The organism is Cohnella laeviribosi DSM 21336 (genome assembly GCF_000378425.1).
Taxonomy (GTDB): Bacteria; Bacillota; Bacilli; order Paenibacillales; family Paenibacillaceae; genus Cohnella; species Cohnella laeviribosi.
The window spans coordinates 1-14,144 of record NZ_KB899869.1; the positions used below are offsets into that span (position 1 = coordinate 1).

A 14,144-nucleotide genomic window follows, 5' to 3' on the forward strand; every position below is an offset into this window, starting at 1 on the left:
TTAGCGTGATCTCTTCCGTCGTGCGCAATTGTTGCATCAGTCTAGCGACCGCTTCTTTCGTATGCACGATGGTTCCCCAGTAACGGGCTTCTTGTCTGCCTTCTTCCGCGACCGCTACTGCAATTTTTGACTTGGATACGTCTAAACCGACGTATTTTATGGAATTACTCATGATAGACCGACTCCTTTTTGTTTGTAGCTCTGATTTGGTTGCAATGGTGTTTTGCTAATCTCATTGTTTCCAAATGTAACCTACGGATAAGCAATCAGGATGTCGGTTTCGTTCATTATAACTATTTCCGTCCGATCGTACAAAAAGACCCCCGGTTGGAATGAATAGCGGAACCCCTGTCCGATTTGCCCGCGTTTTGGCCCATCCGGACAAAAATAAGGGAACGACGGTCCGTTTGAGTGCAGCCTACCTGGACAACAAGGTGGAGGATGTTTGGACTCTTACTGAACATGGACTACTTGGCGGCTGCACTCCGACGCTCGGGGCCATGTGAGTACTAAACGGACTACTTGACCGCTGCACTCCGCCGATCGGGATCATGTGAGGTACTGGACGGACTACTTGATGGATGAGCGCCACGGTGGGGACGATGAGATTCGACGCTTACGATGCTTACGTTTGAGTCAAGTAAGGAGGCCAGTCGTGCGAAAAAAAAAAGTTGTGGGTCATGCAACTTCGGCAACCTCAGGCATCGCCCCTTCCTTCCTCCGTCCGCACGGGTTCCTCCGGCAGCCGCCAGATCCGCGAGAAAACCCCAAAACCGGCCCCTCAGGATTCCCTTCCGCCTCCTGACAGCCAAACAAGCCATCGATCCGCGAATATGTTCGCTGGATCGATGGCTTGTCTGGCGGAAGCACCCCGAATCATTCGTTCCGATGTTGCCCCGCTAACTCTCTGAATCCGTCGGCTTCCTGTCGTATCTTCCGTCGACTTCCTCCGCAATCCGCCGGTAGGCTGCCGTCTCCTCCGCCACGGGATCGCGCTCGGCCCGAACGCGGATTTCCCAGCGCGGCGAAAGCCGGCGAACCGCCGCCTCCGCAGCGTCGGGCTCCTCCATCGGGCCTTCGGTCAGCCTGCGGACCAGTTCGGATTCCGCCGCGGATTGAGCCGGCTTGCCTTCTCGTTCCGAAGGGGAGATTCCGTCCCTCGCGTCCTCATGTTCGCTTGCCACGGCCGCCGCCTCCTTTTTGGCTTTAGGATGGCCACAATCCCGCCGGCCGATGTACGCCTTGTCCTCCCGGCTTGCGGCCCGCACAAAGCGCAATTACGCCTTCGCAAGGGAGGCAAGCAGCTCGTCGTGAATGAGCCCGTTGCTCGCCACCACGTTTCTGACGCCCAGATGGTAAGGCTCCCCGTTCTGATCGGTAAGCCGTCCGCCCGCTTCTTCGACAAGCAGCGAACCGGCGGCCAGATCCCAGGCGTTCAGCCCTGCCTCCCAGAAGCCGCTCAGCCTTCCCGCGGCGACATACGCCATATGCAGCGCAGCCGAACCCGCGATCCGCAAATTCCGGACCTGCGGAGCGAGCGCCTGAATCTGGCGAAGGTTAGCCGGCAGCGCCAGCTTATGATCGGCCGGAAACCCGGTCGCAACCAGACTTTGGCGAAGCTCCGGCTCGCCCGACACCTTCATGCGCTTGCCGTGCACATACGCGCCCTTGCCCCGCTCCGCCACGAACAGCTCGTCCCGTTCCGGATCGTACACGACGCCGACGATGACTTGTCCGCGATAAGCCAGCGCAATCGACACCGAATAAAACGGAAACCGGTGCACGTAATTGGTCGTTCCGTCAATCGGATCGACGATCCACAAATATTCCGCGCCGCTCTTGCGTTCCAGCGCTTTGGCCGATGCCTCCGGACCCGGCTCGACCCCTTCCTCGCCCAAGAACGAGTGATCCGGAAAGTGCGTTCCGATCAGATTGCGGATCAGCCGTTCCGAGCCTTTGTCCACCTCGGTGACCAGATCGTGCATGTTCGATTTGATATCCGGCGCGGCGCTGCCGATTTTACTCTTGATCCATTCTCCGGCTTTGGCCGCGCAGTTGACAGCGACCGCCGTAAAGCTTTTGCTGCCGATTACCGGCTCGTTGGCATCCATCGAATCATCCCTCATATTCTAAAATGATTGAATCGGCAAAGCTTCCGCCCGATGAACGGGAAAGCCGCAGCCGTATAATGAAAACCCTTACTCCGACTTATTTTGGCTATAAAAGTTAAAATCTATCTTGTATTGTATACGTCAATGAAAATGGCAAGTTCCGGCGTCTAACGATTGGCGGCGAAAAAAGGCTCATAGGTAGCCCGTTTCCCGCAGCCCCTTCAAAATCAAATAAACCGCCACCGCAAGCAGCGTCGCCCGCAGCAGCCACATCAACTGCCTGCCCGTCAACCGGGCGGCGATCGCCGCTCCCAGCCGGCCGCCGACAATCGCTCCGGGAGCGAGCGCGGCAAACAGCATGCCGTCGATATTGCCGTTCCACGCATGGACAAAGCTTCCCGTTACGGACGAGAGCAGAATAACGAACATGGACGTAGCCGTCGCCACGTGCGGCGGAAACCCGAACAGCAGCACCATCAGCGGCACGAACAGGGAGCCGCCCCCGATGCCGAAAAGGCCGGACGAAACGCCGACGCCCGCTCCGATCGCCAGCGCCAGCGGGACGCTGAAGCCGTAGCGGTATTCGGTTCCGTTCCGGTCCCGGAACATGCGTTTTACGGGCCAATCGAAGCGCAGCGGCTTCATCCGCTCCCTGGCGATCATAAGGGCGAACATGACCAGCATAAACAAGCCGAAGCTTAGCTGAAAAGGTCCCTTCGGCACGAGATTCGTCGCCGCAGCCCCCGCCATCGCCGCCGGCCCGCTTGTCGCAAACAGCAGCCATCCGGTTTTGAAGTCCACTTTGCCCTGCTTCTTGTACGTCCAGGTTGCCGACATGGCGGTAAAAACCAGCACGGCAAGCGAAGTGCCGACGGCCGTCTGCGTCGAAACGGCCTCATCCAGCATGGCGGGCGCCAGCAGAACGAGCGACGGCACAATCACGATGCCTCCGCCAAGCCCCACAATGCTGCCGAAAACGGCCGAGACGACGCCGATCAGCGCGATGAATAGCCAAGCCCATCCAGTCAATGCTCCCACTCCCAGCCCAGGGCCGTGCGCCAGCCGCCGGAAGATGCCCGGGACCGGTTGACGGCGGCTCCGGCCGCCATCGTCCCATCGGGCTTCCGCACGTCCCGGCCGCCCTTTTCCCGCTTATCCGTACGTCTTAAAGACCGGCGAAAAGAATACCCGCAAGCCGCTCCAAACGACGAAGCCCCGCTTTTCGGTCGGCGCGTTTGGCGAAATCGCCATCGTCAGCGTTCCGGACGGGGGATGCGTTTGTTCAGTTGGAACCGGCATCGCGGCCAAAACCGGACCTTGCCCGCATAAGGCCCGTTGGCCCGGCCCGGTCTGCAATAGCCTTATGGAATGTGCCGCTCCGCCGGCCGGTCAAGCCGGCTCAGACGCCAGTCCGCGCTTGCTCGCCGAAAAACATCTCGTGCGCCAGAGCGGTCTGCACTCGCGATTCTTCTTCCGTCAGAGTCCGGACAAGCTCCATCTCCACCTCGGTCACTTCTTCGCCCTGGAAATTGATTTCGGCGATCGAAGCGACGATGCGCACGATGGCGATCGCCTTGTTGTCCGGCGCGTACGCGATCACTTTCTGGCCGGTGGGGTAAACGCGAAACCCTTTTTTGACCATTTTTCCGCGGCCGTATTCAAGCAGTTCATAGAGCTCCTGCTCGGATTTGAATTTGCACACGGAATTGAACTCCGTCCGAAAGCCCATCCGTATCCCTCCGTATAGCTTAACCTCCGTATTCCAGCGCCTGCCGTTCTTGGTGCCGCTCGATCGCAAGCCGGATCAGCGTATCCAGCAGTTCGCGGTACGATACGCCGGACTCCTGCCACAGCAGCGGATACATGCTGAAGGGGGTGAACCCCGGCATTGTGTTCACTTCGTTGATAAACAGCTTTCCGTCGCTGCGGCGAAGGAAGAAGTCCGCCCGGCAGAGCCCCGAACCGTCGATCGCCCGGAAAGCCTTCACCGCCATCTCCCGCACGCTCTGCGCCGTCTCCGGAGGGATCTCGGCGGGAATGATCATGACGGATTTGCCGTCGATGTATTTGGCGTTGTAATCGTAAAAATCGTTCGAGCTTACGATTTCGCCCGGAACCGACGTCCTCGGCTCGTCGTTGCCCAATACGCTGACCTCAATCTCCCGGGCGTCGACGAATTCCTCGACGACGACTTTGCGGTCGTAGCGCAGCGCCGTGACGACGGCGGCGGCCAGCTCTTCGCGGTCCCGGGCCTTCGAGACGCCGACGCTCGATCCGAGATTGGCCGGTTTGACAAAACACGGATAGCCGAGCGCCGATTCGATTTCCGACAGCAGCGCCTCCCGCTCCCGTTGCCACTGATACCGGGTAAAGAAACGGTACCCGACCTGCGGAAGGCCGGCCTGGGCGAACAGCGTCTTCATCACCGCTTTGTCCATTCCGACCGCCGAAGCCAGCACTCCCGCCCCCACGTACGGGAGGTTGGCCATCTCGAACAGCCCTTGGATGGTGCCGTCTTCGCCGAACGTGCCGTGCAGCAGCGGAAACATCACGTCGATGGCGTTCTGGGCGAAATTCTCGCCGGCCGCCAGCTCGCTCATGCGGCGAACGACCGGCTGCAAAGCGTCAGCCTGCTCCGCCTCGGCCCCGGCATCCGGCTCGAACTTCAGTTCGGCAACGGCTCCGGGAGGCGCCTTAAGCTTCGGTCCGGAGCGCCACTGTCCGGTTTTGGTTATATAAAAAGGGATGAGTTCGTACTTGTCGTAGTCAAAAGCTTTCAGCACCGCAAACGCGGTCTGCAGGGAAACCTCGTGTTCTCCCGAGCGTCCGCCGTATACAAGGCCAACGCGCACTTTAGAATTCATAGTCTGCCTCCGGATCCTAAGTTCAAAACTCTTCGCTTATGTGAAAAAAACGGTACCGGGTCCGCTCCGTCCATGCGTAGGAATCGCGGTAATCCCAGTATCGGCGGCGGCTGCTGACGGTGTTGGCGTTCACCAGCGGCATGCCGTCCGGGGTAAAGGCGGTGACGACCGTGTTATGCTGGTAACGGCCGTTGCCGTCCCAATCGTAGCAGATGACATCCCCCAGCATCAGCTGACGGGGCGATTCGACCGCTTGAGCCCGCAAACCGAACGACCTCGGAAACGACAAATAATGCTGCAGGCTGTTTGCGACGGCCCAGCTGAAGCTCCACTGCTCCTTTCCGTTGACGAATCCTTTATACCACCAGCCCGATTCCCTTCTCCCAGTATAGTTCATCGGCGCTCCCCCTGCAAAGAGACACTGGGAGACGTAATTCGTGCAGTTGACTTCAAAATGCTCGAACGCGGGATTCGGACGATCCCACCACAGCTCCGCGTATGCAACCGCTTCTTCCCTGCGGTAAGCGGCGGCGCGCTCGCTCCAGTCGTCCCAGCTTCCGCTTGTCCCGGGCGCCGCATATACTTTCGATTTCCGGCTCGCGGACGCGGACGCTTTGATCAGCGGTATGGAAGGAAGCACCGGGCGGCCCGGCCAGCCGTATTCGCCGGCAACGCGGGTATCCGTCTCCGTCATCGGTACCGGGCGGGACTCGCCTCCGACCGGTTCGATCCCGTCGATTCTCCAGCCTTTTCCCGTCCGGATCAGACGGATCCGTTCCCGCTCCAGCCGCTCCTCCCGCCAAGGATGGCCGTCCTGCTCGTAGGAGCGGATGATATGCAGTTGAAGCTCGACGGCCGCTTCCGCCGCTCTTTCGCTGGAGCGCAGCAGCCGCGCCTTGATTTCGCTGCGAATCGGCCTGAAGCGGACGAGATGGCTTCTTTGCGCCAGCGCTTCCGCGCGCTGCGCAAGCCGCGCGCGGTGCAGAGGGTCGGGCACGCGGCGCAGCGCCCCGGCGTCGCCGAGCAGGTCGGCCTCGTTGATGACATTGACATAATCGACCAACGCCTGTTTCCATTCCTGATCCGGCACCGCTGCTCCTCCTCCCGATTCGTCCAGACGGTTGTCGTTTTCATCCTATGCCGCAGGTTGCCGAAGCATGCTCGAACGCGCGCCGTTTCGTCCGTTCGGGATGAAGGAAGCGGGCTAAGTGGCATCCTATTCAAAACAGGTTCGAATCAGGCGCTCAAAAAGGCTCCAATGGCACAAAATCGTCACAGAACCTTCACATAACCAGCAAATGCAACTTTACGGAACGCATGTCTGACGTTATACTATACGTATAGGTTTTTTGAAATCGTGTTTCACACAATGAAACTCATTCTCAATGACTCAGGAGGCTGATGGAATTGTCTAAACTGCCTTACCAGGTGCAGTCCGAGCTGCAGGTAGCCGGACAATCGTACCGTTACTACAGCCTGGAAAAGCTGGAGCAACAAGGTGCGGGCCCTGTATCCAAACTTCCGTTCTCGATGAAGGTGCTGCTTGAAGCCGCTGTTCGTCAATTCGACGGACGCGCGATCACGCTCGAGCACGTCAAGCAAATCGCGGGCTGGGCCAACGGCCGCGAGGATAAAGAAATTCCGTTCATTCCCGCGCGCATCGTCTTGCAGGACTTCACCGGCGTGCCTGTCGTCGTCGACCTGGCCGCCATGCGCGAAACCGTAAAGAAAGCGGGCGGCGATCCGAAACGGATCAATCCGCTTGTTCCGGTCGATCTGGTTATCGACCACTCCGTTATGGTCGACGCGTTCGGCACGCCGGACGCGCTTCAAACGAACATGAACATCGAGTTCGAACGCAACGAAGAACGCTATCGTTTCCTGCGCTGGGCGCAAACGGCGTTCGACAACTTCCGCGCCGTTCCGCCGGCGACCGGTATCGTTCACCAGGTCAACCTGGAGTACCTGGCTTCCGTCGCCGCCACGAAAACGAAAGACGGCGTAACCGAAGTGTATCCGGACTCCCTTGTCGGCACGGACTCCCACACCACGATGATCAACGGTCTCGGCGTCGTCGGCTGGGGCGTCGGCGGCATCGAAGCCGAAGCCGGCATGCTGGGCCAACCGCTCTACTTTGTAACGCCCGAAGTCATCGGCTTCCGTCTGACCGGCCGCTTGGCCGAAGGCGCGACGGCAACCGACCTTGCGCTGACGATTACGCAAATTTTGCGGAAAAAAGGCGTTGTCGGCAAGTTCGTCGAATTCTTCGGCTCCGGTCTGTCGAACATCAGCCTGGCGGACCGCGCGACGGTCGCCAACATGGCTCCGGAATACGGCGCGACGATCGGCTTCTTCCCTGTCGACGAAGAAACGCTTAACTACCTGCGCCTGACCGGCCGCGACGAAAAGCAAATTCAGCTTGTCGAAGCCTACTACAAGGCACAAGGCATGTTCCGCACGGACGATACGCCGGACCCGGTATTCTCCGACGTCATCGAGCTCGACCTGTCGACGATCGTGCCGAGCCTGGCCGGTCCGAAACGTCCGCAAGACCGCGTCGAGCTGACGAAGATGAAGGAATCGTTCAACGAAATTATCCGGACCCCGATCGACAAAGGCGGATACGGCCTGTCCGAAGAGAAGATCGAGCAAAGCGTCGAAGTGCAGCACAAAAACGGCAAAACCAGCACGCTGAAAACCGGCGCCGTCGTCATCGCCGCGATCACGAGCTGCACGAACACCTCCAACCCGAGCGTTATGCTGGGCGCGGGTCTTGTCGCCAAAAAAGCCGTCGAACGCGGCTTGACCAAACCGGAATATGTCAAGAGCTCGCTGACGCCGGGTTCGCTCGTCGTCACCGACTATCTGACCAAGTCCGGCCTGCTGCCTTATCTGGAGAAGCTCGGCTTCTACGTCGCCGGCTACGGCTGCGCGACCTGTATCGGCAACTCCGGTCCGCTGCCGGATGAAGTCAGCCAGGCGATCGCCGACAACGATCTGACGGTAGCCGCCGTTCTGTCCGGCAACCGGAACTTCGAAGGCCGCGTTCACGCGCAAGTGAAAGCGAACTACCTGGCATCGCCGCCGCTTGTCGTCGCTTACGCGCTGGCGGGCACGGTGAACATCGATCTGGCCAACGAGCCGATCGGCTACGGCCACAACGGCGAGCCGGTGTACCTGAAGGACATTTGGCCGACGAACGAAGAAATTCAGGAAGCGATCCGTCAATCGCTGTCGCCGGAAATGTTCCGCAAGAAATACGAGAACGTGTTTACGCAAAACGAACAATGGAACAAAATTCCGGTTCCGCAAGGCGAACTGTACGAATGGGATCCGAACTCGACCTACATCGCCAATCCGCCGTTCTTCAAGGATCTGAGCTCCGAGCCGGGCGACATCACCGACATCAAGAGCGCAAACGTCCTGGCGCTGCTCGGCGACTCGGTAACGACGGACCACATCTCGCCGGCGGGCAACATCAAGCCGGACAGCCCGGCGGGCCTGTACCTGACCGAGCACGGCGTGGCGAGAAAGGACTTCAACTCGTACGGCTCCCGCCGCGGCAACCACGAGGTCATGATGCGCGGCACGTTCGCCAACATCCGGATCCGCAACCAAGTGGCTCCGGGCACCGAAGGCGGCGTAACCACATATCTGCCGACCGGAGAAGTCATGTCCATCTATGACGCTTCGATGAAATATCAACAAGACAAGAAGAACCTGATCGTCATCGCCGGCAAAGAATACGGCACCGGCAGCTCCCGCGACTGGGCGGCCAAAGGCACGTTCCTGCTTGGCGTCAAGGCGGTTATCGCCGAAAGCTTCGAACGGATTCACCGGTCGAACCTCGTCGGCATGGGCGTTCTGCCGCTGCAGTTCCAAAACGGCCAAAGCTGGAAGTCGCTCGGCATTACCGGCCGCGAAACGTTCGACATCATCGGGCTCAGCAACGACGTGCAGCCGGGCCAAACGGTCACCGTCAAGGCGACCCGCGAAGACGGCTCCACGTTCGAGTTCCCGGTTACCGTCCGTCTCGATTCGATGGTCGACGTCGACTACTACCGCAACAGCGGCATCCTGCAAACGGTGCTTCGCCAAATGCTGGCCGCGCAATAATCAAGTCTTTATGAAGGCATTCGCAGATACGGTTAACCTCCGTATCTGCGGATGTTTTTTTGTGCCGGTTCAGGGGCGCGTTAGAGTTCGGGGGCGCTTTGCCCGTTCGGCTTTTTCTTTGTCTCCGCTCAAGCAGTTGCGCTATAATGTTTACCGGAGGTGAAGCCCCGGATGGCTGCCGCAACGAAACGTTGGCTCCGCCGCTACAAATCGGCCGTCATTGTCGGGCTGATTGCGGTTCTCTTCCTTGTGGCGAGCAATTGGTCGCTCCCCTACGTGCTCTACGGCCCCGGCTCCGCGGAACCCGTACATCCAAGGGTCGAGACCGGACACAAACTGGAAGAGAAAGGCGCATTGCTGTTTACGACCGTATCGACGTATTCGAAGCCGAATGTATTTTCCATCCTGTATGCCTGGCTCAATCCCCGGATGGATATCGTGACCGAGGAAAAGGCGACAGGCGGAACGGTAAACTACGCCGCGTACCGCAACCTGCTCGCCTATATGCGCGACAGCTCGGAAAACGGGGCGCTGATGGCGGCCTACGACGCGCTTGGCCGGAAAATCGACATCAAGGAGCAGGGCGTCATTGTGAAAGCGTTTTTGCCGGAAACGAAGGCGCGCGAGCACGGTCTTCAGGAAGGCGATATCATCACATCGGCCGACGGCCGGGAAGCGCTGACGGCGGAAGCGCTGACCGCCATTATTCAAGGCAAGAAGGCCGGAGATACCGTCAAGCTTGCCGGAACGCGAGGCGGCAAGCCTTTCGAGGCGGAAGTGCCGCTGATCGAGATGGCCTCGACGGGCAAGCCGGGCATCGGCTTTTACCCGGAGACGGTGCTCAAGGTTACGGCGCCCGACCCGGTGAAGTTCGATTTTGAGGATACCGGCGGCCCTTCCGCAGGCCTGATGATGACGCTGGAGATTATCGCCCAATTAACAGGGGAGGATTTGAGCCGGGGCTACCGGATCGCCGGTACGGGCACGATCGCGGCCGACGGCTCGGTCGGTCAGATCGGCGGCATCAAGTACAAGCTGATGGCCGCGGACCGGGAGAAGGCCGACTACTTCCTCGTTCCTTACGATGAGGCAAACGGCCTCGGCAACTGGAAGGAAGCCGAAGAAACCGTCAAGAAACTCGGTTTGAAGCTGAAGCTTGTGAAAGTTTCGTCGCTGAGCGACGCGCTTGCGTTTCTGCGGAATCTGGAACCGAAAGCGTAATCTTGGCCCCTCTAAAATGCCGATTCGGCAACTGAAAGGCAAAGGGGGCTCTCCAAATGCCGGAAAACCATGAAACCCCGCATTTGGAGAGCCCTCTTTTGACACGGCGGCAAAGCAATTCAATCCCGCACACGACCGCAACTCGCGCCGCCGATCCCCGGGCGCAGGCTGCCGGGGGGCGGGCAGCGGCGGAGGCTTATCCCAGCAAAGCCCCCATTCGCTTGGCCGCGCTGACAACCGCCGGCGCCCGCTCCCGCATGACGTCCGGCGTGAGCCGGTTTGACGGCCCCGACACGGACAGCGCCGCCACCAGCTTGCCCGAACGGTTGAAGATCGGCGCCGAGATGGCCGCCGCTCCCGCTTCCCGTTCTTCATAGCTGGTGGCGTACCCCGCTTCGGCGATCTCGGCGAGCTGCTTCCGGTACGCTTCGACATCGATCGAAGCCGGCCAGGCCGGATCGGACAGCAGCGCCTCCCGCACCTCCGGCTCGGCGAACGCGAGCAGAACCTTGCTGGAAGCCCCGACGAAAAGCGGCAGTCTCGCTCCTACCGGAGCGACGCGGCGAATCGCCTGCTCGCTCTGCACGGCCTGGATGCGCACCCGGTCTTTCCGGTCGCGCACGTACAGGCTGACCGTCTCGCCAAGCTGGTCCCGCAGCCGCTCCATCTCTCCCAGAAGGACGACGGCCGGATCGTCCGATCGGGTCAGATGGGCCGACAACTCCAATATCCGCAACCCCAATCTGTATTTATCGGTAGCTTCGTCGCGCGCGACAAAGCCTTTTTCCTCCAAGGTGGCGAGGAGACGATGGACGGTGCTTTTGTGAAGACCGACGCGCTGCGCGATGTCCGTAAGTCCCCATTCGCTTCCCGAAGTAAAACAGAGAAGCACATCCAATGCCCTTTCAACGGCCCGCACGGTGCGTTTTTCGTCCTCCATCCGAAGACCCTCCAATCGTTTCACCCAATGAAACCGTGGTACACCCAGTATAACGCAAGTGCTTCCCGCCGTAAATATTGTAAGCGTTTTATTACAGTTCCATTACGTCTGTCTAACAATTCGACAACTCTCGTTGACGTCTTCTTTTTTCAAAATTACGATCATTCTAAGGATTTATCTGAGCATTTTCTCATAGAAGCGGAGGGGCCACCATGAACACGACAACGATGAACGCCTATCCCCTGGACGCCCTGTCTCTTCCCGACTCTCTCGGCTATTCGCCCCCGGCGCTGGCCAAAAGGAAAGGCAGGAAGCTTCTGATGACGGCACTCATCGCAGCGGTCTCGGCCGCCCTTCTGGCGGTGTCGATTTTCGCGTATGCGGCCTACCTTCTCACCCATCCCAAAGTCGCGGTTTTATCCTCGAACCCTATGGCAGCCAAAAACCTCCCCTACACCGACATCCGGTTCCCGAGCGCGGACGGAAGCACTTACGTGCACGGCTGGTGGATTCCCGGCGGCAGCGACCGTACCGTCGTCTTAAGCCACGGTTACGGCGCCAATCGGGAGGAATACTGGGTGCCGATGTACGATATTGCCGAAATGCTCAACGGCTGGAACTACAATGTGCTGATGTTCGATTACGGCTATGCCGATCCCGTCAACCCGACCCCGGCGACGGGCGGGCTGACCGAAACGCAGCAGCTATTGGGCGCCCTGCAATACGCGCGCGAGCAGGGCAGCTCGGAGCTGGTCGTTTGGGGGTTTTCCATGGGGGCCGGCACCGCCCTGCAGGCCGCCTTGAAGACCGATCTGATCGACGGCATGATTTTGGACAGCACGTTTCTGGCGGACAAGGAGACGATCTACGCCAACATCAAACGGTACGTCTCCCTTCCCAAGCTGTTGACGCAAAGCCTTGTCGAACTCTTCTTTCCGCTGTGGAGCGGCAGCAGTCTCGATCAGATTCCTTCGGCGGAAGCTCAGTCCACCGCTTTCGATTTCCCGATTTTGCTCGTGTATGGAACGGCCGACGATAAATCGCCCCGGTCGATCAGCGAAAATATCGCCGCCGCCCAATCCAATCCTTATTCGCAGCTTTGGATCGTTCCCGATGTGCTTCACGAGATGACTTACCGGACTCATACGAAGGAATATATGAAACGGGCCGCCGACTTTTTGAACAACGTTCATCAAGCCGCGTCCGCCCGGATCGTCTGATTTCGGCGGTGCATGGATTCCGGCGGCTCGTGAGCGTCAGCCGGCCGTACGAGCGATCCGCTTCCGGCGAACCGGGACAAACGTACCGGAATCGGTGGCATAACGGCCGCTCTCTTTGCATACGATGGGGACGTAGCCGTTTATGGCGCGACCATCGGAAGGAGGGAATAGGCATGCCGCCAGCTGAGAATGCGGGTCTCCCGCACGGTCCGGCCAATGATCTGATCGTATGGAAAGCACGGGAAAGAAACGGCACGATCCTGATCCGCCAGCGAATCCCCGATCTTGAACCGGTATACGCCAAGCTGCTTCACGACTGGCAAATCGTGTTCGAACGAACAGCCGCCGTCGCCCAGTTCTCGCTGAACGCGGCAGCGCCGGATGCCCGCGAATTTCCCCTGCAGGGAGCTTTACATTATCCGGATCTGGCCAAGGAAGCGGACCGTCAATCCGACGAATATATCCGCCATCTGCAAACGATACGCCGAAACAGCGAAGCCGTACGGCGGAATCCGGCCGGAGCGGCCATCCTGGAGCAGCTTGCGGCGGAATCCGGCCGCTATTTGGACGCGCTTCGCCAATGGACGCATCCTGAGGCTCAACCCGGCTCGAACCGTTCGCCATCCGAACGTTCGCCAGTCGAAGAAGAGTCCGAGGATGCCCTGGATGTTCCTCAGCCGGCCGACGAGCAGCTTCGCACGCCGGAAGAAGACGGAGCGAGGCCTTCTTCGGCCGAAATCGGGCGGCCCGTGCCGATCGGCGGTCATACTCTGCCTCCCCTGCCCTATCCATATAACGCTTTGGAGCCCTATATCGATGAGAAAACGATGCGCATTCACCACGACAAGCATCATCAAAGCTATGTCGACGGCCTGAACAAAGCGGAGCTGAAGCTGCAGGAAGCCCGCCGGAGAAACGACTTCGATCTTGTCAAGCATTGGGAACGGGAACTGGCGTTTAACGGAGCGGGGCATTATTTGCATACGATTTTTTGGGACGCCATGTCGCCCAAGGGCGGAGGCAAACCGGCCGGACCGCTCGCCGACCAGATTTCCCGCGATTTCGGCAGCTACGACGCGTTCAAGCGCCAGTTCACGGAAGCGGCCAACAAGGTGGAAGGCGGCGGTTGGGCCATTCTCGTATGGAGCCCCCGCAGCCGGCGGCTTGAGATTCTCACGGCGGAAAAGCATCAAAATTTATCGCAGTGGGATATCGTGCCGCTGCTGCCGCTGGACGTTTGGGAGCACGCCTATTATCTGAAGCACCAGAACGATCGGGCCGCCTATATCAAGGATTGGTGGAACGTCGTGAATTGGCCTTATGTAGCCGAACGCTTTGCCAAAGCGAGAACGCTGCAATGGCCTCCATACTGATGAAGAAAGCCCCTGACCGGACAAACTAGAGTGCACCCTTTAGAATAGACATTGGAAAAACCCCTTGGTTAATCCGATGAAAATTCTAGGGGGTGCATTTCTTATGGCTATAAAGGGACAGAAGTTCAAGCATTATCCAAAATCGCTTAAGCTAGAGGCCATTCGATTACATGTGGAAGAGGGATGGAGCTACAGGAAGATCACGGAGCATTTGGGGATACAGGATAAAGATCGAGTCAAGGTCTGGATGAGGAAATATCGTCAAAATGGAATAGCGGCATTTGAAGACAAGCGTGGGA

12 protein-coding genes are annotated in these 14,144 nt (G+C 59.1%); 5 read left to right on the plus strand and 7 right to left on the minus strand.

Features of this window, described 5'->3' with window-relative positions; translation table 11 throughout:
• Nucleotides 1-899 precede the first annotated feature (899 nt).
• From F560_RS24765 to F560_RS0121080, 6 genes are all read right to left on the minus strand, one after another.
• Nucleotides 900-1,184: a hypothetical protein gene (locus F560_RS24765; RefSeq protein WP_156829084.1), complete on the minus strand. Its 285-nt coding sequence runs from the start codon at nt 1,182-1,184 to the stop codon at nt 900-902.
• Between the two features lie 93 nt (nt 1,185-1,277).
• Nucleotides 1,278-2,111: an inositol monophosphatase family protein gene (locus tag F560_RS0121050; RefSeq protein WP_019007712.1), complete on the minus strand. Its 834-nt coding sequence runs from the start codon at nt 2,109-2,111 to the stop codon at nt 1,278-1,280.
• A gap of 192 nt (nt 2,112-2,303) precedes the next feature.
• On the minus strand, nt 2,304-3,140 hold the full coding sequence (locus F560_RS0121055; protein ID WP_019007713.1) for a sulfite exporter TauE/SafE family protein: 837 nt from the start codon (nt 3,138-3,140) through the stop codon (nt 2,304-2,306).
• 370 nt (nt 3,141-3,510) lie between these two features.
• Nucleotides 3,511-3,840 carry a hypothetical protein gene (locus tag F560_RS0121070; RefSeq protein WP_019007715.1) on the minus strand — a complete coding sequence of 110 codons (330 nt, stop codon included), beginning with the start codon at nt 3,838-3,840 and terminating at the stop codon, nt 3,511-3,513.
• 19 nt (nt 3,841-3,859) lie between these two features.
• Nucleotides 3,860-4,975 carry a D-alanine--D-alanine ligase gene (locus F560_RS0121075; RefSeq protein ID WP_019007716.1) on the minus strand — a complete coding sequence of 372 codons (1,116 nt, stop codon included), beginning with the start codon at nt 4,973-4,975 and terminating at the stop codon, nt 3,860-3,862.
• Between the two features lie 22 nt (nt 4,976-4,997).
• Complete coding sequence (locus tag F560_RS0121080) at nt 4,998-6,065, minus strand: amidase domain-containing protein (protein ID WP_019007717.1); 1,068 nt, start codon at nt 6,063-6,065, stop codon at nt 4,998-5,000.
• Between the two features lie 311 nt (nt 6,066-6,376).
• On the opposite strand from F560_RS0121080, the gene acnA reads away from it, so the two are divergent.
• Together acnA and F560_RS23945 are read left to right on the plus strand one after the other, a co-directional pair.
• Entirely contained in the window at nt 6,377-9,091 is a 2,715-nt protein-coding gene (gene acnA / locus F560_RS0121085; protein WP_019007718.1) for an aconitate hydratase AcnA, read from the plus strand.
• Nucleotides 9,092-9,262: 171 nt separating this feature from the next.
• Nucleotides 9,263-10,312 carry a YlbL family protein gene (locus tag F560_RS23945; protein WP_019007719.1) on the plus strand — a complete coding sequence of 350 codons (1,050 nt, stop codon included), beginning with the start codon at nt 9,263-9,265 and terminating at the stop codon, nt 10,310-10,312.
• 196 nt (nt 10,313-10,508) lie between these two features.
• Here the strand turns inward: F560_RS23945 and F560_RS0121095 are convergent, their stop codons facing one another.
• Nucleotides 10,509-11,252 (minus strand): IclR family transcriptional regulator, encoded by a 744-nt coding sequence (locus F560_RS0121095; protein ID WP_019007720.1) that lies wholly within the window; start codon nt 11,250-11,252, stop codon nt 10,509-10,511.
• Between the two features lie 212 nt (nt 11,253-11,464).
• On the opposite strand from F560_RS0121095, the gene F560_RS0121100 reads away from it, so the two are divergent.
• The 3 genes from F560_RS0121100 to F560_RS0121110 all read left to right on the plus strand — a co-directional run.
• On the plus strand, nt 11,465-12,472 hold the full coding sequence (locus tag F560_RS0121100) for an alpha/beta hydrolase (protein WP_019007721.1): 1,008 nt from the start codon (nt 11,465-11,467) through the stop codon (nt 12,470-12,472).
• 173 nt (nt 12,473-12,645) lie between these two features.
• Entirely contained in the window at nt 12,646-13,845 is a 1,200-nt protein-coding gene (locus F560_RS0121105) for a superoxide dismutase (protein ID WP_019007722.1), read from the plus strand.
• A gap of 103 nt (nt 13,846-13,948) precedes the next feature.
• On the plus strand, nt 13,949-14,144 hold a 196-nt coding region (locus tag F560_RS0121110; RefSeq protein WP_019007723.1), incomplete at its 3' end, for a helix-turn-helix domain-containing protein.